The sequence below is a fragment of the Pantoea sp. genome (assembly GCF_028283705.1).
GTDB lineage: Bacteria > Pseudomonadota > Gammaproteobacteria > Enterobacterales > Enterobacteriaceae > Pantoea.
Genome location: NZ_JAPWKD010000011.1, coordinates 281,363 through 303,872, shown reverse-complemented (window position 1 = coordinate 303,872; position 22,510 = coordinate 281,363). Strand labels below are relative to the sequence as shown.

Here is a 22,510-nt window from a genome sequence, read left to right as displayed (position 1 = left end):
TCATTCAAATCATTAGCTGGATTATTTTTTTTCAGGCGAAAGTGTCGGTCAGTGTCTTAAAAATCTAATTACCTCAGTTTGTGTGTGTTTTGTTGAAAAACTCATTTTAACAATAGCTTAATAGCTAGGGGTCCATATGGAAAATGTTCAAGGTCAGGATAAGGGTGCTGTTTTAGCTGGGCAGCCCTGGTATCAGTGCACTACAGAGGAAACTTTCCAAAACTTAGCAAGTTCACCGTCTGGCTTATCTTCTTCTGCAGCCAATGAGCGCCTGGAAAAGTACGGCCCCAATGCGCTGCCACAAAAACCTGAGAAGTCAGCACTACTGAAATTTATCGCGCATTTCAAAGATGTATTGATTTATATCCTGTTTGCCGCAGCGCTTATCACGGCGGTGATGGGCCATTGGGTGGATACATTTGTTATTATCGGTGTGGCAGTGATCAATGCGTTAATTGGTTTTATTCAGGAAAGTAATGCCGAAAAATCACTGAAAAGTATCCAGAATATGTTAGCCAGCGAAGCCATCCTGGTGCGCGACGGCAAACAAATCACCGTACCTACCCAGGATATTGTGCCCGGCGATGTGGTGATGCTGCGTCCTGGCGATAAAATCCCGGCAGATTTGCGTTTGTTTGACGTGCATAACCTGCGGGTGGAGGAGGCGATTCTCACCGGCGAATCTACCGTGGTGTCTAAAAATGTTGATGCGTTGTCCGGTGAAAAATCACTGGGCGACCGCCTTAACCTCGCGTTTTCAGGCACCACTGTCAGTTCTGGCACCGCTGCGGGCGTGGTGGTGGCCAGCGGTGGCGACACCGAGCTGGGGCATATCAACGAGATGATAAGCTCTGTGAAAGAGGTGAAAACTCCGCTGCTGGTCCAGATTGATAAACTCGGCAAAGCGATATTTTTCATCATCCTGCTGATGATGGTTGCGCTGTTTATCTTCGGTTACATCCTGCGTGATATTCCCTTCCCTGAACTGGCGCTCTCGGTTATCAGCCTGGCGGTGGCGGCGGTGCCGGAGGGCTTACCGGCCATTATCTCGATCATCCTTTCACTCGGCGTGCAGTCAATGGCGCGCGTACAGGCGATTATCCGTAAATTACCTACCGTTGAGACGCTGGGTGCGATGTCGGTCATTTGCTCTGACAAAACCGGCACCCTGACGATGAATGAAATGACGGTCAAAGCGGTGGTGCTGGCAAAAAGCAAATGGCGCGTCAGCGGCAACAGCTATGAACCGAAAGGCGAAATTGTGGCAGAGGAAGGGGCCAGTGGACTGAATGCCGCAACTGATCCGCTGTTCCAGCAATTTCTGCATGCGGTTGATATCTGTAACGAAAGTCAGCTGCGACAGGATGCCAGTGGGCACTGGGTGATCGTCGGTGGTCCCACCGAAGGTGCGATGAAAGTGCTGGCGGCAAAAGGTATTGCGCAGAAAAAATCCGTTGAGGTGATCAGCAAACTTCCTTTTGATTCGCTGTATAAATACATGTCAGTGAGTTGTGTTGCGGACGGACAAGCTTACATTGTGTTGACCGGCGCACCTGATGTGCTGCTGAAGCTTTGCCAGCAGCAACAGACACCCAATGGCGTGGAGCCGCTGGACCTCGCTTACTGGGAAGCGGCGATCACCACCTACGCCAGTGAGGGGTTACGTACTGTCGCTGCTGCGTGGAAGCCGATGTTAGAGCCGGTTACTTCGCTCGATCATGATGAACTGAATAACGGCATGGTACTGCTGGGGCTGGGTTGCATGATGGATCCACCACGTCCGGAGGCCATCTCGGCCATTCACGATTGCCAGCAGGCGGGGATTCGCGTCAAAATGATCACCGGCGACCATCAGGAAACCGCGATGGCTATCGGGCAGATGCTGGGTATTGGCAACAGCAAATCAGCGGTCACCGGCTATGAGCTTGAGCATATGAACGACGCGGAACTGGCGCAGGCAGCGAAAACCTATGACATCTTTGCCCGTACCAGCCCGGAGCATAAATTACGCCTGGTAAAAGCGCTGGAATCGAGCGGCGAAATCGTCGGTATGACCGGCGACGGTGTGAACGATGCACCAGCGCTGAAGCAGGCCAATGTCGGTATCGCCATGGGGATCAAAGGCACCGAGGTGACGAAAGAGTCGGCGGATATGATCCTCGCGGATGACAACTTCGCCACTATTGCCGCCGCGGTCAAAGAAGGGCGGCGGGTGTATGACAACCTGAAGAAAACCATCCTGTTTATCATGCCGACCAACCTGGCGCAGGGCTTACTGATTATTATCGCCATTCTGATGGGGAATCTGCTGCCGCTCACTCCGGTGCAGATTCTGTGGATGAACATGGCGACTTCCGCCACGCTGTCTTTTGGTCTGGCATTTGAACCGGCAGAAGCCAATGCCATGCGCCGTCCCCCACGTAATGTGAAGGCGCATGTGATGGATGGATATGCCATCTGGCGTGTCATTTTTGTCGGCTTGTTAATCTCCATCAGCGCCTTTGTGCTGGAAGCCTGGCTACAACCGCGTGGCTACAGCCCGGAATTTATTCGTACCGTGCTGCTGCAAATGCTGGTGACGGCGCAGTGGGCCTATATGATCAACTGCCGTAATTCGGAAGGCTTCTCCCTCGACAGCGGGTTGATGAAGAACAAGGGTATCTGGCTGGTGACGGTGGTGCTGATCGTGCTTCAGGCGATCATCATTTATATCCCACTGATGAATACGCTGTTCGGCACCCGTCCGTTACCGATTAATTACTGGTTTATTTCACTGATTGTCAGTATCGCTATCTTTATTGTGGTTGAGATAGAAAAACGTCTGACACGATCATGGCGTGGGGTGAAAACCCAATCACTGACCTGAGTTCGATAATGCGGAGTCCTGCTGTTGCCGGAAACTGGCCAGCAGGACTTTTTTAATCAGGTAGGTCAGAGGGATCGCCAGGATAGCGCCGGTAATGCCCAGCACGGCCTGCCAGAACAAAAAAGCCAGCAGCTGGCTGGTTAATGACATATCCAGCCGCTTACCCACCATCAGCGGCTCCAGCACGGAACTGAGTGTCAGGTTTAACACCACAAAAAATCCCGCTATCACCAGGGCAATTTCCAGATCGAAGGCGAGATAGCTTTGTACCACGGGCGGAATGGCGGCCATAAAGGAACCCAGCACCGGCACGTAATTGAAAACAAACATCAATACGCCCCAGAAAAAGGCGAATTTTAATCCCAGTAACTGCGCGCCACCCCAGACGATCAGACCACCGAAGATTCCCGTCAGCGTCTTAACCCTGGCATAGACAATGACACTCTGAATCCCTTCCTGTAGCGCCAGATAAATCGCCGGTGAGTCGCCCTGCGCGCGTTTGTGCAGCGCATTTTTCAGTAACGGCAGCTCGTAAAGCATAAACAGCAGCATCAGGAAAACCATCACCCACCATGACAGCACGCCGGGGATTTGAGTCAGGAAAGCGGTGGCCCAGCGAACGATAGCACCGGCATCGACAAACGCCAGCATTTCGTCCGGTGCCAGGGCAATGCCGATGTGATCCAGGGCCTGAGTCACCTCCTGCAATCTTGCCGTCAGCAACAGCGGCGTCTGGCGGCTCAGCAGGATCAAATCCGGGGTTAACACGGTCAGTTTGATAATGGTCACCACGATGATCAGCAGCAATACCGAGATAATCAGCAGCGAGGAGAGAATGCGCGGGATGCGTTTATGCTCGAACCAACTTACGAGCGGGTCCAGCATGATGGAAAGCAGCATCGCCAACAGAACCTGGTTAATAAGGTGAGAGGACAGATGCAGTCCGAACAAAATCAATGTCAGACAGGCAAGTAAAATCAGTACACGCGATAACTGTGGCCACGGCGTAAACCAGCTCATTTCGTTATTTCCCTGAAGTTAATGCTTTGGATCTTGCAATAACTATATGCGCAATATTTTGACCTGGCCTGGATAATCACCACGGATGAGCAGAAAACAGTCACGGCAGTGCCAGATGATGCTTACCCTCTGCCCATGGAGTTTTGAGCAAAGGGAGCGAATCAGAGGTGGGTATATAAATGGAAATGCAGGAAGTAGTAACTGAGGTAACCAAAGAGAGTCAGAGCCACCAACATCATGACAAAACCAACGGTATTGGTCATCGCTGAACGGAAGATAAAGGTCTTACGCGGTGTCAGTAACACGGCAACCAGTGGAATGATGAACAGGAAGTGGCCGATAAAATCCGTCAAACCAAATGGGATAAACGCCAGCACCACGATGGTGGCAAGCACCCCAATGCTCGCATAGCCCGCCATTTTTCCTGTATAGATATGCCATGCCAGGCATAACTCAACGAAACCACAGGCCCGAACAAAAAACGCCCAGTTCAGCCCCATCGCCAGATAGCTATGGTCGTTCAGCAGCTGGTAGAAAAGGGCCGGCTGCATAAACTTATCTATACCTCCCCAGAGGAAAGAATAGCAAAGTACGAAACGAAGCAATTCCAGCTCAGTACCGTAAGTTCTTCGCGGCAATATTGTCTGCGTGATTAAATAAACACCCGTACCGACAAAAACAAAATAATCCAACATATGGAACAAGCCATAAAGCTGAACGGCATAGCAGTATAAGAACAGGATGCCAAAACCAGCAATAAAGCTTGATCTTTTTGAGAAGGCAGTAAATGCGATGACGAAATGCAGGTATTTCAGCCAGGGATTCTCAATAATAAGTTCCGGGGTAAGAATAACATGAGGGTAAAATATTCCCAGAGTCAGGAAAAATACACCGGTCCCCCAACGCATAATTTCCGGTATTGCATTGTGCGATTTTTCTAACCAACCATGGAGCTGTGGGCGATCGGTAAAAGAGGGGATTTTTCGATCCAGTACCGAAGTGGCAAAAATGATAGCAATGGAAAGAAAGAGTAGCGCCCAGAAGTCCTGAGCTCCTGCAATCCGGGCAAGAGACTCTGGAGCTTTGGTGGTGTCATAGTCAACAAACCATTTAATGTGGGCGGATGCCATCAACGGAAGCCCCAACACGCTGGCAGCAACAATACGGGTTTTAGTTATCATAGAGTCCCTCAGGAGAGTCCTTCTCTTATTTAAATAATGACGCTGAAGTGTAAAGAACTGTCATTAGGTCCACTATGAGAAAACAGGAAGAGGGGAGGAGTCATTTCCCGATATATGTGCTTATGAGCCTGTCATTGGGGGCAACTTACTGGGCGTGCCTAACGGAAGCCTTTCTGCGCTAAGGAAAAGAACGGTAGTGCGCGGTCAATAATTGACCGCGCTCTTGCCCGGGTGCGCCGGGCGTGGCCCGCAGAAGGTTATCCACAGGGTTTTGCCACGGATATGCACCCGGAATGTGGACAAAGCGGGGCGGCTCTATCGCGCAAAGAGATTACTTAGCGGTTTGATCTTCTTTTCCCGCCACCGAATAGGTCACCTGCTGATTACGGGTTTTCATAAATTCCTCCAGTGAGATACCTCGCATCGCCGCGTAAATATCCAGATTGGAAGCCCCAATCACCGCGCCCATTTTTTCCAGCAGGAAAAAGCTGGCACCGTATTGAATCAGGCTGCGCCAGTCACGCTGCCGAATCATTTCACATTCGCGCGCGCTCAATTGCGCGGCATCGAACATGGCTTCAGCATCGTGACGAAAACGCTCGCGCGGACCCGGCTGGATTAGCTGATGCAGGAAGCGGTTGAGACGCAGGCTCTCCAGACTGCGTTGCTGGGTGAAGGGATAGCTGCCTGGCAATTTTTCGATGCCCGCCAGTTCCCGTGCCATTTTTTCGCGATGTTGTTGTATCGTGTCCAGCGGGGCGTCACCGGCCTGGTTTTCCAGCACCAGGGTGGCGATACCGGTCATGGAAGGCAGGTAGTAACCCTGATGTTTTTTCACCACATTGGCGGAGAGCGCACCGCGCATCACCAGCCACATTATTTCCTCCGTCCCTTCTACACCGCTCAGTTCAGCGTATTGCGCAATAGTCAGTTCCGTCAGACGCTCGGGATCGTTAACCAGCAAATCCATAAATTGCTGATCCCATTCCACATTATTAAAACCACAGCGCTCCCCGTGTACCTGGTGGGAAAGCCCACCGGTGGCGACAATCGCGACGTTGATATCTTCGGGATAGCTTTCAATCGCCCGGCGCAATGCCTGACCGAGCTTATAACAGCGGCGCGCCGACGGGATGGGGAACTGTAATACGCCGACCTGTAACGGGATCACCCTGGTCGGCCAGCCGTCTTTAAACGGCAGCAGCGCGGAAAGCGGGGAGAACAGGCCATGATCCAGCGGTTTGTCCATAAAGAATGACATATCAAATTCGTCGCTCATCAGGCTGGTGCCGATATGACGTGACAGCGCGGCATCGCCTTTCACCGGCGGTAAATCCCGTGGGCCGCCACCTTCATCAGCCACCCGATACTGGTTATCAATGCCCAGCGAAAAGGCAGAGTAGTGGTCAAAGAAGAATGAAGTGACGTGGTCATTAAAGATATAGACCAGCGCATCGGGTTTCTTTTCTTCCAGCCACTGCTGCATCGGTGCGAAGCTGGCAAAAATCGGCTCCCAGGCACCTTCATGCTGTTTATCATGGTCAACAGCAAAACCTATGGTCGGGGTATGAGAAACGGCCAGGCCGCCAATGATGTTCGCCATGGGATGTCTCCACTTATCGGTTATTTAAGGTTTGTGACAGCGCGGGGATGTCGGCAAGTCCCGCGCCTTTTATTTTCATGGTCAGAGGTACTGTGCGATGCAAAACGATGCTCAGCGCTGCCAGCAAGGCAGGCAGGGCGAGGATGAAGAAAATGGATGACTGGTCAGGAAACGCCCCCATCAACAGCCCACCCACCGAGGAGCTGAGAATCGCCCCGGTGCGGCCAATGCCATGCATCCAGCTCACCCCGGTGGCGCGAATTTCCGTGGGGTAGTAAGCCGGTGAGTAGACCTGCAAGCCGTTCTGCGCACCATTGATGCACATGCCGATAATAAAGATGAAGGCTCCGAGCGCCACGCCGCTGAAACCAAAGATGCCCTGCGCCGCCAGGCAGAGACAGCCCAGCAGATACACCACGCCAATGACATATTTGGCGTTCAGTTTGTCCATCAATGTGCCAACAATGATGCCGCCTAACGGGCCACCGAGCTGGAACAACCCGGCGAGGATCGCGGCCTGCTCCAGTGAAATACCACCAGAACGCATAATGGTTGGCAGCCAGCCGTTCAGCAGGTAAATCACGAACAGCCCCATAAAATAGGTCAGCCACAGGATGATGGTGCCGCGGGCAAAACCGTGGCGGAAAAGCTGGGCAATCGGGCTATGGCCATTGACGCGTGGTGAGTGCAGTACAAAGCTGTTTTCGTGGCTAAAATGGCCGCCCATGCGGTTCAGCAGCGCGGCAATCTGTTGACGCGGTGCTTTGCGCACCAGCAGATTCAGTGCTGATTCCGGCAGCAGCCAGGCGAAGAAGGGCAGCATCAGCAGGGGAACGACCCCGCCAAAAATCAACACTGCCTGCCAGTGATACAGGCTGAGCAGACCCGCGGCGATAAACCCACCCAGACCCGAACCGATATTAAAACCACTGAACATCAGGGTGATCATCACCCCCTTGCGGCGTTCTGGCATATATTCCGACAGCAACGTCACGCAGTTAGGCATCACCGCACCCAGCCCGAGGCCGGTGATAAACCGCAGCAACGCCATTTGCAGTGGCGTGGTGGCAAACGCGCACACCAGACTGAAGGCGGAGAACATCAGAAACGATAATAAAATAATGCGTTTGCGACCGAAACGATCCGAGAGCGGGCCTGCAATTAACGCGCCGATGGCAACGCCAAACATTGCAGCACCGAGAATCGGCCCCATCGCCGCGCGGGAAATGCCCCAGTGTTCAATCAGCGCGGGAGCGATAAACCCCATTGCGGCGGCATCGTAACCGTCGAACATGATAATGACCAGACAGAGGAATAATACGCGCCACTGGAAAGGCGAAATCGGCCGGGCGTCGATCCACGCTTTGATATCGACCAGGTTGTTTGTGTTCATGGGTACGCTCTCTGTTATGCCGTGTCAGACGGCTATTGTCATGATGAGAGAAATTTAACAATCCGATCACACCTTAAGCATGGCGACAGGCAGTGTCTGTCAAAAAAGGCTTTTAAGGGTATGAGTTAGATTTATATTGTGAGCTGGCTGACAAACTCAGCGCGTGCAGAAACAGCCCGCAGATGGTGTTGTCCGCAGGGAAAGTAAAGGTTAAGTATGAATTTCGTTTAGCAGGCTGCTGAGACAGCCAACGCGATCAACATGGGTAACACGGGACCAGAATCATCGTTGAAATTACATCACCTCTGTAAGTTTAAAGACGATAGTTCAGGTATTTTTCCGAAAATTTGCATCGGATGTTACCGGTAATCTTTCCTGAAAATAATACTATCGACATCAGGATATCCCATGAATCAGCTCGTTTCTTACCAATATACTAAACCTATCAATCACATAAGCCCCACGGAACCCACTTCCTCGCAAAGTGACAGTACCCAGCAGACTTACCCTGCATGCGATAAGAATGCATTGGCAACGCTGCTCGACTGCGCCAGCTTTACCGCTAAAAGAAATGAGGACTGGTGTAAAAACCGCATCATTGGTGCGCATTTCGAGGCGCTATGTACGCCAGAGGTTGCCGATTGGCTGCTTGAGCAGACCGGGCTGAGGTATTTCCCCCCGGTCCCTCAGCCGGATGGCATGCCTGCTCCGTTGACGACACTTTTTTATGGCGCGGGCACCCAGCTGGACGGGCCGGAGAAGGCGAAGCTGCTTGAGGCATTGCAAAAGCTGGAACAGAATTGCCCGCACGTTAAAGAGGAGGAGCCGGTAGCACAGCCGGTGGTACTCCCGGACTGGAAAGCGAGTGTCGCCCGACTGAAGGAATTCCGTCGCCTGGGGGAAAACCGGGTTTATCTGGAGGTGGATGTACCGCGTCTGGAGGAAACGACGCTGGATCTCGCAGAGCGGAAATGGACGCCAGATGCCCTGCATGCGGGAGCTTCGCTGCATCTTATTTGTAAGCAGCTTTTAACCCATTACGGGAAACAGCAAGCGCTTATGAAAGCACAGAACATAGGTGATCAGAATGTCGCTATGCGGGATTCGATACTGTCGTTATGCAATCTGGCGCAGGCGCTGGAGAAGGCCGACACGTTACTGATTGGGTTAGCTGAGTACAAGGCCACCGGAGACCAGGAGGTTCTGCCCGCTGGGGCAGAAACCGCGATCAGAGAGTTACAACGAGCGTGGGCGGAGTTGCAATTTGCACCGCTGTGGCGGGCAGTGGATATCCCAATAAATATCGCTGCATTTGATAAGTCGCTGCATAAGCTACTGGATGACACCTTCAATTCCTTAGAGGCAGGTTGCAGCCTGACGGTAAAAGCGATTCAGGCCGAGCGTCCGCATTATCTGCGGGCGACACGCACCGAGCAGCAATGGCTGCAGCAGGAAGCGGACGATGTCATCAAAGCATGCCAGTTCAGTAGCAATCCATTGGTTTCGCAGTCGGCGGCGGCCCTGAATAGCCTGTGTCAGAAGATGTCGGTAGCGCTGTCTGAAGCCGGTGCATGCAAAGATGACGTGATACTGGCAATGCGACAATCTTCCGGTGACTTGTGTGACCTATCAGCGGCGCTGCAAAACGCCGATGCCATTCAGCCATTGGTGGAGAAGGGACAAACGGCAGGAGAAGAAAAAGAAGTCCGTGCGCTGGCAGAGAAGGCGCTAAATACGGTAAGTAATGCACTGAATAAAGCGCTAAAAAAGCTGACGGAACACCAAAAAAAACTGGCTGGCGCGCAGGTCCCCGGCCTGAAAAAAGGGGAATTTAGTGACGCGTTCCACAAACTCAGCAGCGAAATAAAACTTCTGACGGAACAAATGGAAGTGAATCGGCAGGCCGTGAAGGAACCGCTGCCAAAAGGTATGGACGATTTCCTGTTGCGCAGTCTTGATCATAGCCGGCTGGCACGCAAACTGGGTAATACCGATGACAAAACAGCAGACTCATTGTCAGCACTGTGGCGGCTGGGGGTGAAAGGCTGTCAGGGGGTTCGGAAAGCTTGCGCTCATTATTCCACTGAAGCGATGCAGAGTGATTTTAATCAGCTAATCAGGGGGGCTATCACCGGTCCGATGAGCGTTATGTACCGGGTATGTAATGCAACTGAGGATTTGTCGACTGCGGCGGTTGAGGCGGCAGCGAAAAACCCCGAAGTGAAGCGACTGGCGACCGACAAAAACCGTCCGTTAATCGAGGATGCGCCAGCGAAAACGATGAAGGGCTACCGGGAAGAAAAGATGGCGGCTCTGAAGCTGAAGCAGGAAAACTCCAGCGCCGAGATGGAAAAACTGGGGATGTCGCTGGACAGGCTGAAAAGGGATCTGGACCGGATGCTGGATGCTTTTCCAAAGGATGCACAGCAGAAGAATATTCATGAACTGCGTGGATGTTGTGCCAGGGCGGTGAAAACCTTTCAGAAAGCACAAACGCGGGCGAGTGGGGTTTTGGACGAATTGGTTCAACCTGGGGGAAAAGCAGGAGAGAAGCTGACGGGTGCTGCACTGCGTGATAAGGCGGACTATAAAAATGCGCAGCGTGTTGTTCAGCAGGCTCTGGCCGAGATGCGCGGAGCCATGAATGTTGTGGCAATGGCAACGACGAAGATTACCGGGAAGTGTTTTGATCTGTTTTCCAATGACGCACGCATTATCAGGCCGATGGCGGAAAGTTTGTTCGCCTTCGAAGCCATGATGCCTGCGGATGCCACGGCAGATGAGCGTGCAGATAGACGAGCGTTGGTGAACGTCGTGGCGCGTAAGATGGGACGTTGCTTCGCTAAACCCACCGATCCGCAGGGAAAAGATTTTGCCCGACGCGTGCTGGCCGAAGTGGATCGCCAACGGGAAAACATGCATGTGGTGCCGAAGACGGCTGAAGAGGTGATGAAATTCTTCCTGAGTTGGGAACAGCAACTGGTCGAAAAATCTCCCAGTAAAATGGTGTCAGGTTTAGCGTACGAGGCGGCTAAAGCCATGTTTAGTGCAACGTTGCCGAGTATGTTTGGGGACGTGATGGTACACACTGCGAAGGCGATAAAGACGGTCGTCAAACTGGCCATTATCACGGCTCAGTATTACGACCAGAAAAAAAATCTTGAAAACTCAGTTAAGCCGGGGCAATGCGTCAGGCAAATTCATAAGGATGCGCTGAATGACTGGCTGCTTAAGTCAGCGTTGACTGAGATTATCAGTGCGCTGGTTCCGATGCCTGAGGGAGTGAGCGTGGGTGCGAAGACGGTAGCGCAAGTGGCATTAACCGGGGTGAAGATGAAGCGTGACGGCATTATGCCGACATTTAAAAAAATAGGGGAAGAATTCAAGACCGAATTGCCATCAGCCATGTTGCTTCAGGGCGTTGCGGCAGGTGCGAAAGAGGTCGTGCTTGATGTCTATGAATGGAACCTCGCCAGGTTGCAGAAGCAAGCATTAGCCGATTTAGCCCAGGGTGATACTCGCACTGCGGGGCAGAAGCAGCCACGCTCTGTGGCAGAGACCGAGGCGATGCAAGGGGATGCCGCTGTGGCGGATGCGTCATCACCCCGCAAACTCAGAGGTAAAAGAGGTGTTACGACGGAGACGGGGACGAAAGTCAGTGCCGAAGACAAGATTGCGGCAGTTAATACTCGGAGTCGTGGCTCCTTCTCGGTGAATACCAAGGTTGAGGTTTATCAGGGGCATCCAACCTATGACACGATAACAGTTGATCTTAAAACAGCACTGGAAAATAAAGACAATAAATTTTTAAATATCCGTTATCCAACAGGTACATTAACGTCAGTACAAAACGAGTTCGATAGTTATTCAAAGCGTAATTTTCATCGCGATAAAATAACATTTATCGCAAGGCAGATGACACCCGAGCAGTGGGTTGCCTATATGAATTTCAAACATAATGGTGCAAACATATCACAATCCCGCCTGGTATATGTAAAAACCGACGGTACAGAAGGTACGGGTGAATTACAGGACGTGTTAAACAATACCAATGGTGACGTTTCCAAAATAATCAGAAGCGATGATTATCTGGCAAAAAGAGTGGTTGATGATTTGGATTTTTATGTGCAGGCAAATAAAACGCTTCCACTTGAAGATCGTATCACACAGGATAGGTTAAATTTCGATCGCACCCTTGCATATTATAATATGACAAATGGTGATCCTAAGAAACTGCCTGAGTTGATTCAATCGGGTGAGCTATCTGCATCATCATGGGATGCATGGAACACGATACAGGATACTAAAAATGAGCTGAATCGTGCGATTGCAGATAAAACAAGTTTCACCGAGGTCCGGCAAGCTCATCGGGACATGTTTTATAAACAATATGAACAGATAGACCCTGGTAAAGGTTATGAGTATAACCAGACTATACAAAATAAAATCGACCTGATCAAAAATGAGTACGATATTTATACTGCTCTCGAACAGGATACCAATGAAGCCATTAACGCTCTGAAATCGCAACGCATCACCTTCTCAGAGGAACCATTAGAGCGTATGCGGCAGTCACTTATTGTCGCCTATAAGATGAAATACCCGGAAGGGGCAGAAGGATTCCGTGATAAAGAAATTTATCAGGACGCACTGCGGATATTAGCGAATAAAGATGCCGATCCCGAAAAAGCACAGGATCTGGCGAATGCGCATATGCTGATTAATTATATTGGCTATCACCGGCCAGAATGGACCGGAAATCGACATATCAAATTGGATGCGAATGATTTTTATAAAAATCTTTCTGATGTCAGTGTCAAAATGTCAGCTGAAGATGTATTTGATACCTTTAGTCAAACCCTGTCATCTCCGGCATCTCCTTATAAGGGTTTGAATGAATTGCAACCTATTTCAGAATACTGGAATAAAACAGATAGCGAATATTATGCTGATATTGACGACTACAAAAATAATCATGCAAAAAATGAAGCTACTGATGATATCCATTATCTGGAACTCTCTTCGGGAGTCTATCCGTCAGATGTATTGACCCCCCCCGTTGCTGTCAAAACTTTTCAGGTGGAAGTGCCGGTTACTGAAGTCAGGTTCAGCGAGAGTAAAACCCTTAAAGGGGATTTTAACCATTATGAAACAGAGAAAGGAACAGTATCGTTGTATCAGACCAGGTCCGGTGATTACTGGGCTTTGACGACAGTGGGAAATAACAAGAAGCTGACAAAGATAAATGCTGACATTTTTTCCCGCTATGAGAATCTAAGTTCTTTCGATAATGAAGAACAGGTCAAAAGATTTTTCAGAGATACCGGGGTCGATGAAGATTTATTACCACGCCCGGAAACAACCACGGCATATGCGACTCTTGCGAGTGGAGCCGATAGCGTCTTGTTAGCACCATATCGTTTGGGTCAAGCCATCGCAGGGCGTGACATCTCAAAGCCTGTCATTAAGGTGCATGTTGATCAACGCTATTTTAAAGTCAAAGAAACGGGTCCGGTGCGCACTAATTCGAATAAAAGCATGCGTCAGTTGATGATTGATGAAGCAACGGAAACCAATAAGCAGGTGGCAGAAGAGAAGAAAAACTTCTCCTCGTTTGATCGTAGAACTAAACCTGCTGACTGGGATAGCCTTTCACTGCAAAAGAGATTTTATCGTGCCCTGAGTATCACCTGGGGCCAGGCCAAGGATTTTAACCTCGCTGTTTTTAAACCACTGGAAATCTATGTCCGCTGGCTGGAAGATGCCGGTTATAAACCAACCGACGAAGACATAGCGGAAGCCTATGTTGATTTAGGCATCGCCATCGCGACGCTCGGTTACGGCTCCACGGTTAAAAGTATCAAGGGAATCAAAAAGGCACTGCAACTGGTGAGAGAAGCCAGAGAGATGGGTCTGAAAGGCAAGGCATTTAAATTGCATATGTTTAAAGGCATGGCGCCTATCATGCAAGGTGCGGCTAAAGGCATGGTGAAGGCACCGTTGCGCGAAGCCTTTCCTCTGTATGACTTCTCCGATATGGCACTGAGCCTGGCTAAAAAACCATCGAGACCTGCAAACCTGAACCTGGTGCCTGAGTCAGATGTGGCAAGAATCAATGGCCAGGCATCCGCGACGCCTGTTGTTAATACCCCCGGTACGATCAGCAGCCGAGGCCTGCATGACACATTCCAGGTCGGTGTGACAAAAGACCAGGGCGTGACGATAAATCACTATGTTGACAGCCCGGCAGCGCGTCGGTCCTATGTCGATGATGCGCAGCAATTCTACACGCAGACCAATCAAAATGGTGCTGAAATTAGATTAACCACTCATGAGACCAATGGCGCTATTATCCATAATGAAATTACCGATGCCGACTATCGTATTCGTACTTCTGGCGCATCGCCAAAAGGAAAAATTATCGTTTTAACGGGAACACATGGTAGTCCCAATGGCGTGAGAAATGACACATTTACCGAGCGCGGTTTTTATCGTAGCGATGTAAGAGCGAATGCGCTCAATTCAAATGTGCAGATTATTGATATATCAGGAAAAACTGACGAGGAAATCGCAGCTATTATCAAGGGCGCGCAGAAAGGTGATACCGTTATCGGCGCTTTCTGTCACAGTCGTAATGATAAAGCTATTACCAAGGCACTTGGCATCCCACCGTTAGAATCACATGTCACCCCGGATGGTAGTGAATGGCTGAGAAATATCCAGCGCAAGACACCGTCATCGCTGCGTGAACTGAGTCCTGCGACATCAAGACTTCCGGTTCCATCGACTAAAGTGATGGCGGGCCAGGAATATTTGTCAAAACCTAACGAATCGCTGATGGATATTATGATGGAATATAACTCGCAACACCCAAAAAATAAGACAAGTATTAATGCGTTAAGAAAGCTCAATCCTCATCTGGCAGATAAGAAGACGGTCCCTGATAACGTCGTCCTTCCGGTGGGGACTAAAGTTAATATTCCAGAAGTTTCGACGAAAAAGAAGGGGATATTATGGTAATTAATTTATCCGCAGGCACATGAAAATCAACTCGCAGAGGGGTATGGCACCCCTCTGGATTTCATCAGCTTACTCAGGAATAGTATTCCGGTGCTTTTTTAAAATTAGCCCAGGCATCGGGGTCATGGCCTGTCACTACAATGGCATCAGCACGCTCAGCAACGGCTCTGAGCTTCTGTACGGAACGGACTGAATCGACCGCTGAAGCGAGGAAGCCAGGCAGTGCTTTTTGCTCCCAGTGATCCACGGTATAAGCCGCATCGATAGTCAACAGCAGTGGTTTGCTGTTCGGCAGGCGTACCAGGAACGACTGATGACCAGGGGCATGGCCGGGAGAAAAAATGGTGGTTAAGGTGCCGTCGCCGTAGATGTCATAAAAATCATCGTCGGTGCCGTTGAGGAATTGCCAGTTCAGCCCTGGACGGTCAAAGTCATTACGGATATAGCCACCCGCTGCAAACCAGTCTGGCGTAAAGGCATACTCATACTCCGCCCGCTGCACGATATGACGGGCGTTCGGGAAGCGGCCAATAGCCCCGGTATGGTCGAGATGCAGGTGCGACTGCACCACATATTTCACATCTGCTGGGTCGATGCCCAGCGCTTTCACCTGATCGACACATCCCTGATCCTCGCCAAGTACTGGCCAGTAAACATCGCAGATTCCGCCCCAGTAACCTTTGGGATCGGTTGCCACCTCGATGGCATTGCCACCATCAATAATGGTGTGGCCGTCAGGGTGGGTGATGAGAAAGAAGGGCACGGGGATTTCATAATCTGCCCCGGCTCCCTGGTTCATCTTGATATTGTGCACCTTACATTTCAGGGTGCCGGACTGGAGCATGTAGAGTCGTATATCTTTCATACTGGGCATTCCTCTGGTTCGTCGTGGGTACTTTATTGTTGTGGGGTAAGGCTTTTAGAATGCTTCGCGATACAGATTCAGGGCGTCCTGCTCCAGAACCTCTACCGGGTTATTGGTGAGCAGGCGCGTTTGTAACATGGCATCGGCAGCCAGTCTGGGCAGGCTTTCCTCGGTGACACCGACATCGCGCAGTCGTCGCGGTGCGCCGCTTTGTTCCATCAGTTGCAGCATATGCCCGACGAAAGCACTGGATCGGGTATCCGCATCGCCACTGCCCGCGACGCCAAGCACATCCGCCAACTCGGCATACAACGGAGCCGCAGCGCTGGCGTTGTAGCGCAGTACCGGTCCGAGCATCAGCGCATTGGAAAGGCCGTGCGCGACATGGTAGTGACCGCCCAGCGGGTAAGCGAGGGCATGCACGGCGGCAACCGGCGAATTGGCAAACGCCTGGCCTGCTAACGTGGCACCCAGCAACATCCCTTCACGCGCAGCGCGGTTGCTACCGTCTTGACAGGCGCTGATCAGATTGGCTCCCAGCAGTCTCAGAGCCTCACGCGCCAGCGCATCAGACAGCGGGTTTTTCTTGTGCTTACTGGTATAGGCCTCGATAGCGTGCACCATGGCATCGATGCCGGTAGCAGCGGTATGAATTTTTGGCAGGCCCACCGTCAATTCGGCATCCAGCAACACAAAGTCAGCATACAGTTGAGGTGCAACCACCCCCATTTTGGTCGTTTCGCCGGTGGTGATGATGGCGATATTGGTGACCTCGGAGCCGGTTCCGGCGGTGGTGGGAATCAGCACTAGCGGCAGGCGTGACCCTGTCACCTTTCCGATACCATACATCTCTGCCAGCGGCTGATCCCCTTCAGCCATCACGGCGGCAATTTTGGCGATATCCAGCGAGGAACCGCCGCCGAGGCCGATAATAATGTCGCTCCCGGCCTGTTTAATGACTTCCGCACAGGCATGCACGATAGCTTCCGGCGGATCCGCCACCACGTCATCAAACACCGTGACGTTAAAACCCGCCGTGGTGAGATTTTCCACGATGGGCGCGATCAGTCCGGCTTTCACCAGCCCGGCATCGGTAATCAACCCGACATTCCGCTGGGTAAAACGTGCCGCCACGCTGACGCCCAGTTGCTGAGCGCCTCCCCACTTCATTTCAATCGCGGGTACGGTACGAAACTCGAATGGATTGATAGTCATCTCATCTCCTCTTTCCAGGTTGCGATATTCAGGCGATCTCAGAACACAGGTATTTGATTTCCAGATATTCATCGATGCCGTGATGGGAACCTTCACGGCCAAGGCCGGATTGCTTGACGCCGCCGAACGGGGCGACTTCATTCGAAATCAGCCCACTGTTATGGCCAACCATGCCGTATTCAAGGGCTTCGGCGACACGCCAGGTGCGGCGAACATTTTCGGTATAGAAGTAAGCGGCGAGGCCAAACTCGGTGTCGTTAGCCATGGCAATCACTTCTTCTTCGGTAGTAAAGCGGAATAGCGGGGCCACCGGTCCGAAGGTCTCTTCGCGCGCAATCTTCATCTGTTGCGTGGCACCGACCAGCACCGTGGGTTCGAAAAAGGTGCCACCAAGCGCATGAGGTTTACCGCCGGTGATGACGGTGGCACCCTTCGCCAGCGCATCTGCGATATGGTCTGTCACCTTGCTGATGGCGGCTTCATCAATCAGTGGCCCGATCATCACATTCGCCTGATGACCTTCGCCGACTTTGAGAGCGGCAACCCGTGCGGCAAGCTTCTCCGCAAAGGCGTCATACACCCCGGACTGCACATAAATGCGGTTAGAGCAGACACAGGTCTGCCCGGCATTGCGATATTTGGAGGCCATGGCACCTTCCACCGCGGCATCCAGATCGGCATCGTCAAACACGATAAAAGGCGCATTGCCGCCAAGTTCCAGTGAGAGTTTTTTGATGGTGGGAGCACATTGCGCCATCAGAATGCGGCCCACTTCGGTGGAGCCGGTGAAGGAAAGCTTGCGCACTGTATCGCTTTCAGTGAGTACCGCACCCAGCTTACGGGCATCCCCGGTAATCACCTGGAAAACCCCGTCCGGAATGCCCGCCTGCTGGGCAAGTACTCCCAGCGCCAGCGCCGTCAGAGGTGTTTGTTCGGCGGGTTTGACGATCATGGTGCATCCGGCTGCCAGCGCAGGCGCAGCTTTACGCGTGATCATCGCTGCCGGGAAGTTCCACGGGGTAATGGCTGCACAGACGCCAATCGGCTGCTTGATCACCACAATACGTTTATTGGTTGCCGGGGCCGGAATGGTTTCGCCATATACGCGTTTGGCTTCTTCAGCAAACCATTCAACAAACGAGGCTGCATACAACGCCTCGCCTTTGGCTTCCGCCAGCGGTTTGCCTTGCTCGGCGGTCATCAATGCGGCGAGGTCATCGGCATTTTCGACAATCAGATCAAACCAGCGGCGCAACAGAGCTGTGCGATCTTTGGCGGCCAGCTTGCTCCAGCTGCGAAAGGCTGCCTGAGCAGCGACAATGGCGTTGCTGGCATCCTCTGCCGCCAGCGCAGGAACGGAGGCGATAATTTCACCCGTGGCCGGGTTATTCACGTCAATGGTCGCGCCATCGCCTGCGTTCACCCATTCACCCTTTATCAGACAACGGTCACGCAGCAGAGATGGATTTTTGAGTTGGATCATGGACTCCCCCATAAGATGAGTTCAATATATTGAACTAATATCACTATAGTGAACTAAGTGTGAGGGCGCAGTATGTCAGGGGAATCCGTAACAAAAAGCGATCAAACGCGCAAAAATATCGACACCGTCCCCGCCCTGCGTCGTGCTGTGACGATAATGGATTTAGTTGCGGCGTCGGGTGATGGGCTGACTGCCGCAGAGATCACGCGTCAGCTGGCATTGCCGAAAAGCACCGCGCATGGGCAACTGAATGTCCTGACGGAGCTGGGGCTGCTGGTCAGAAGCGCAGACGGGACATTTCGCCTCGGGCCGCACCTGATGCGCTGGGCAGACGGTTTTCTGTCACAGATGGATATTGTCTCGCTTTTTCGTGAATATTTTGCCAGTGACTCGGCACTGGAAGGCTATACCATCACGCTGACTGTGCTTGACCGTGATGAGGTGGTCTACATCAGCTGCCGAAATTCAGATAAACCCCTGGGGCATACGTTCCGCATTGGTATGCGTCTGCCTGCTCCTTTTACCGCCACGGGCAAGATGCTGCTTTCCCGGCTAAACGATGATCAACTGGCCGCGCTTTTTGCCACGCACTTTCCTGCGCCGATGACGCCGACCAGCGTGCCGGATCTCGCTGAACTTAAGCAGGAGCTGGCGATCATTCGTGAGCGGCATTTTTCCATTGATAACGGGCAGATTCATGCGGCAATGACCTGCGTCGGGGCGGCGATTTACGACCATTCCGGCCGGGCCATCGCCGGGATTGCGACCAGTTTTCTCAGCAGCGAGGCGGAGACGGGGCTGATTGAGACGCTGGGGGAGAAGATGCGTTGTGCGGCGTTGGCGCTTTCCAGGCAGTGCGGTTATCAGGGTTGATAACCGCACGGACGCCCCCTTACTGCAGGCTTTCTTTCACTTTCTTCACCGCTTCAGCATCCACCGGTGCTGCGGCGTTACCCCAACTGTTGCGGATATAGGTCACTACCGCAGCGATCTGATCGTCACCCAGGGTACCGGCAAACGACGGCATTGCCGGTGCGGTGGGGCGCGTATCGGTATCTACGCCGCGACTACCGGCCGCCACCACGCGAATCAATGAAGTGGCATCTGGCTGGTTGAGCAGCGGGTTATCTTTCAGCTGCGGGAAGATGTTCTGCTCACCCCGCCCGCCTGGACTGTGGCAGGCCGAACATTTTGACTCATAGATCTGCGCGCCCAGTTTCATGCGGTCATCGCTGGCAGGCAGCGGTTGTGGCACTTTCTCACTGGTTTTGTCTCCTTCTTTCAGGAAAGTGGCGACGGCCTGCAAATCCTCATCACGCCAGTGCTGCGTGGAGTGGCGCACCGCATCCGCCATCGGCCCGGAGGCGATGTCGAAGCGATTTACGCCAGTGCGCAGATAGCTGACGATATCTTCCTTCGTCCATTTGCCCAGCCCGGTATGGTCGCTGGCACTCAGATTGGGGGCATACCAGCCTTCCACCACTTCGCCTCCCAGGAACTGACCGTTTTTATCGCCCCCGATCAGGTTTTTCGGCGTATGGCAGGTCCCACAGTGGCCGAGGCCCTCAACCAGATAAGCACCGCGATTCCATTGCGCCGATTTTTGCGGATTGGGCTGGAATTCGCCTTTGTCGAAGTTGATCCAGTTCCACACCATCAGGCTGGTACGGATATTGAACGGGAAGGGCAGCTGATTGGTTTCCACTTCGTTATGCACCGGCTGCAATGTCTGCATCCAGGCCCACAGATCCTGCAAATCCTTGTCAGACATTTTGGTATAGGCGGTAAACGGCATCGCGCCGTACAGGCGTTTTCCGCCGTGACCAATCCCTTCTGTCATGGCGCGTTTGAAGTCGTCGTAGCTCCAGTTGCCGATACCCGTTTCGCGATCCGGCGTGATGTTAGCGCCCACCAGGGTACCGAAAGGTGTCTGCAGTTTTACGCCACCGGCAAAAGGTTGTTTGGGGTCGGAGGTGTGACATGCCGTACAGTCACCGAGGGTAGCGATATAGCTGCCCCGGCTGTATTGGTCATATTCTGGCTGTGCCTGCACGCTAAAACTGGCCGCGACCAGCCATGCCGCAGCTGAGAGAGAAATGAAAGTCTTCATGCGGTGATCATCTCCCCAGGGCGTTTCAGATAATAAGTACGGATGGCATGTGCTGCCTTAAAGGCCAGCGCGCCGACGGTGCCGGTTGGGTTGTAGCCCGGGTTCTGCGGAAAAGCCGAAGCGCCAACCACAAACAGATTCGGCACGTTCCAGACCTGCAAATGTTTATTGACGGAGCTGGTGCTGGGATCGGCACCCATCACAAAACCGCCCACCACATGGGATGATTGGTAAGGGACGCTGTTCCAGTGGCCGGTCATCGGCTTGGAAACAATCTCGCGTGGATTCATCGATTTAGCGATTTCTGCCACCTTTCCGGTACAGTATTGCGCCATCTTCAGGTCATTCTCAGCGAAGTCAAAGGTGATGCGCAGCAGCGGGCGGCCATGCGGATCCTTGTAATTAGGATCGAGCGACAGATAGTTGGTGCGCGTGGTGTAGCTACTGGCTTCACAGCCGATAGACATGGTGCTCAGGTAATTATCTTTAACGGCACGTTTCCATTTGGAGCCCCATTTCGGGGTGTTTGGCGGCACCGGTCGGTAACCAATCGGGGCAGAACCGATTGGCGTCACACGGATGCTGCCGCCGCCAAAGAAGCCAAGACCGCTATGGTCGAAGTTGTCGTTATTAAACTCATCAATACCCATGCCGACAGCGCCTGCGCCGATAAAGGGATTAAAGTTTTTGCCATCGAAAAATAACGTCACGCCGTTTGCGGTTTGATAGGCATAGTTGCGTCCGGTGGTGCCGCGATTGGTTACCGGGTCGTAGGCTTCCCCAATATTGGAAAGCAGCATCAGGCGCACGTTTTCGAAGGTGAAAGCAGCGACGATCACCAGGTCGGCGGGCTGTTCCCATGTGTCACCCGAGGAGTCCACATAGGTTACGCCAGTGGCTTTTTTCCCGGTCGAGTCGGTCAGCACTTCCAGCACTTCGCAGTTGGTATAGGCGGTGAAATTATCTTTACGCATTAACGCCGGGAGTACCGTGGTAATGGCGCTGGCTTTGGAATAGTTGGCGCAACCGTAGTTGGTGCAGAAGCCACAGAAGGTGCAGGGACCCATAGTGACGCCATACGGGTTGGTATAGGCTTCGGAAACCAGTGATGAAGGAACCGGGAACGCTTTATACCCCATATTCTTCGCCGCTTCGGCAAACAGGGTTGGTCCGTAAGGCTGGCGCAAGGGCGCTGTCGGGTAATCGCCGGAACGCATACCTTCAAACGGGTTGCCACCCTCACGTTTTTCACCGTTGACGTTAGCGGCATAACCGGAAGTCCCGGCTACACGCTCGAACTGCATATAGTGCGGTTCCATCTCCTCCCAGCTGGTGCCCCAGTCCTGCAGTACCAACTCGTCAGGGATGGCACCGTAGCGTTCGGTGAGATGGCTTTTGAGGCGGAACTCTTCTGGCTGGAAACGGAAGGTGATGCCAGCCCAGTGGTTACCTGCGCCGCCGGTGCCGTTCCCGGGGTGAAAAGAACCCCAGGTGCGCATTGGCAGCGCGGTTTGTGAGGGGTTATTACGCATGGTGCAGGTGTTCTGCCGGGTACGCAGCATCAGTTCTTCGCGCATCACGTAACGCAATTCATCGGTCACCGTGGCGACATTGAAGTCACGCGCAGTATCGCGCCAGGGACCACGTTCAATCCCGATGACTTCCAGCCCCTCATCGGCCAGTTCTTTGGCAATAATCGACCCTGCCCAGCCGAGGCCAATGACCACGACATCGGTTTTTGGTAATTTTTTCAT

Annotated in this window: 12 protein-coding genes; 3 read left to right on the top strand and 9 right to left on the bottom strand. The window is 52.5% G+C overall.

What is annotated here, in order from left to right:
- The first annotated feature begins 136 nt into the window (after positions 1-136).
- Positions 137-2,866 carry a cation-transporting P-type ATPase gene (locus tag PW844_RS08340; RefSeq protein WP_299450261.1) on the top strand — a complete coding sequence of 910 codons (2,730 nt, stop codon included), beginning with the start codon at positions 137-139 and terminating at the stop codon, positions 2,864-2,866.
- On the opposite strand, the gene PW844_RS08335 is transcribed toward PW844_RS08340, so the two are convergent.
- From PW844_RS08335 to PW844_RS08320, 4 genes are all read right to left on the bottom strand, one after another.
- Positions 2,855-3,886, bottom strand: a complete 1,032-nt coding sequence (locus PW844_RS08335) for an AI-2E family transporter (protein ID WP_299450259.1) — start codon at positions 3,884-3,886, stop codon at positions 2,855-2,857. The genes PW844_RS08340 and PW844_RS08335 overlap by 12 nt on opposite strands.
- Positions 3,887-4,047: 161 nt before the next feature.
- Positions 4,048-5,067: a hypothetical protein gene (locus PW844_RS08330; protein ID WP_299450257.1), complete on the bottom strand. Its 1,020-nt coding sequence runs from the start codon at positions 5,065-5,067 to the stop codon at positions 4,048-4,050.
- Between the two features lie 331 nt (positions 5,068-5,398).
- Complete coding sequence (locus PW844_RS08325; protein WP_299450256.1) at positions 5,399-6,670, bottom strand: gallate dioxygenase; 1,272 nt, start codon at positions 6,668-6,670, stop codon at positions 5,399-5,401.
- 13 nt (positions 6,671-6,683) lie between these two features.
- A complete protein-coding gene (locus tag PW844_RS08320) occupies positions 6,684-8,063 on the bottom strand; it encodes an aromatic acid/H+ symport family MFS transporter (RefSeq protein WP_299450254.1) in 1,380 nt (459 codons plus the stop codon).
- A 408-nt stretch (positions 8,064-8,471) separates the two neighbouring features.
- Here PW844_RS08320 and PW844_RS08315 point away from each other — a divergent pair, with 408 nt between their 5' ends.
- Positions 8,472-15,083, top strand: coding sequence for a hypothetical protein (locus tag PW844_RS08315; RefSeq protein ID WP_299450253.1), 6,612 nt, complete (start codon positions 8,472-8,474; stop codon positions 15,081-15,083).
- Positions 15,084-15,156: 73 nt separating this feature from the next.
- Here PW844_RS08315 and attM read toward each other — a convergent pair whose 3' ends face one another.
- From attM to PW844_RS08300, 3 genes are read right to left on the bottom strand one after another with little or no spacing between them, the layout of a single operon-like run.
- Positions 15,157-15,948, bottom strand: coding sequence for an N-acyl homoserine lactonase AttM (attM, locus tag PW844_RS08310; protein ID WP_084881079.1), 792 nt, complete (start codon positions 15,946-15,948; stop codon positions 15,157-15,159).
- A 54-nt stretch (positions 15,949-16,002) separates the two neighbouring features.
- Positions 16,003-17,163: an iron-containing alcohol dehydrogenase gene (locus PW844_RS08305; RefSeq protein ID WP_299450248.1), complete on the bottom strand. Its 1,161-nt coding sequence runs from the start codon at positions 17,161-17,163 to the stop codon at positions 16,003-16,005.
- 28 nt (positions 17,164-17,191) lie between these two features.
- On the bottom strand, positions 17,192-18,643 hold the full coding sequence (locus tag PW844_RS08300; RefSeq protein WP_299451092.1) for an NAD-dependent succinate-semialdehyde dehydrogenase: 1,452 nt from the start codon (positions 18,641-18,643) through the stop codon (positions 17,192-17,194).
- A 75-nt stretch (positions 18,644-18,718) separates the two neighbouring features.
- Here PW844_RS08300 and PW844_RS08295 point away from each other — a divergent pair, with 75 nt between their 5' ends.
- Positions 18,719-19,519, top strand: coding sequence for an IclR family transcriptional regulator (locus PW844_RS08295; protein WP_299450246.1), 801 nt, complete (start codon positions 18,719-18,721; stop codon positions 19,517-19,519).
- 19 nt (positions 19,520-19,538) lie between these two features.
- On the opposite strand, the gene PW844_RS08290 is transcribed toward PW844_RS08295, so the two are convergent.
- A complete protein-coding gene (locus tag PW844_RS08290; protein ID WP_299450244.1) occupies positions 19,539-20,756 on the bottom strand; it encodes a cytochrome c in 1,218 nt (405 codons plus the stop codon).
- The gene (locus PW844_RS08285) at positions 20,753-22,510 is read right to left on the bottom strand and encodes a GMC family oxidoreductase (protein WP_299450243.1); all 1,758 of its coding nucleotides are present in this window, start codon (positions 22,508-22,510) and stop codon (positions 20,753-20,755) included. The genes PW844_RS08290 and PW844_RS08285 overlap by 4 nt, the downstream gene beginning before the upstream one ends.

What these genes read in the sequence shown, in the direction of transcription:
- PW844_RS08340 (WP_299450261.1), top strand. Translation starts at nt 137, where the DNA reads ATGGAAAATGTTCAAGGTCAGGATAAGGGTGCTGTTTTAGCTGGGCAG.
- PW844_RS08335 (WP_299450259.1), bottom strand. Translation starts at nt 3,886, where the DNA reads ATGAGCTGGTTTACGCCGTGGCCACAGTTATCGCGTGTACTGATTTTA.
- PW844_RS08330 (WP_299450257.1), bottom strand. Translation starts at nt 5,067, where the DNA reads ATGATAACTAAAACCCGTATTGTTGCTGCCAGCGTGTTGGGGCTTCCG.
- PW844_RS08325 (WP_299450256.1), bottom strand. Translation starts at nt 6,670, where the DNA reads ATGGCGAACATCATTGGCGGCCTGGCCGTTTCTCATACCCCGACCATA.
- PW844_RS08320 (WP_299450254.1), bottom strand. Translation starts at nt 8,063, where the DNA reads ATGAACACAAACAACCTGGTCGATATCAAAGCGTGGATCGACGCCCGG.
- PW844_RS08315 (WP_299450253.1), top strand. Translation starts at nt 8,472, where the DNA reads ATGAATCAGCTCGTTTCTTACCAATATACTAAACCTATCAATCACATA.
- attM (WP_084881079.1), bottom strand. Translation starts at nt 15,948, where the DNA reads ATGAAAGATATACGACTCTACATGCTCCAGTCCGGCACCCTGAAATGT.
- PW844_RS08305 (WP_299450248.1), bottom strand. Translation starts at nt 17,163, where the DNA reads ATGACTATCAATCCATTCGAGTTTCGTACCGTACCCGCGATTGAAATG.
- PW844_RS08295 (WP_299450246.1), top strand. Translation starts at nt 18,719, where the DNA reads ATGTCAGGGGAATCCGTAACAAAAAGCGATCAAACGCGCAAAAATATC.
- PW844_RS08290 (WP_299450244.1), bottom strand. Translation starts at nt 20,756, where the DNA reads ATGAAGACTTTCATTTCTCTCTCAGCTGCGGCATGGCTGGTCGCGGCC.
- PW844_RS08285 (WP_299450243.1), bottom strand. Translation starts at nt 22,510, where the DNA reads ATGAAAAAATTACCAAAAACCGATGTCGTGGTCATTGGCCTCGGCTGG.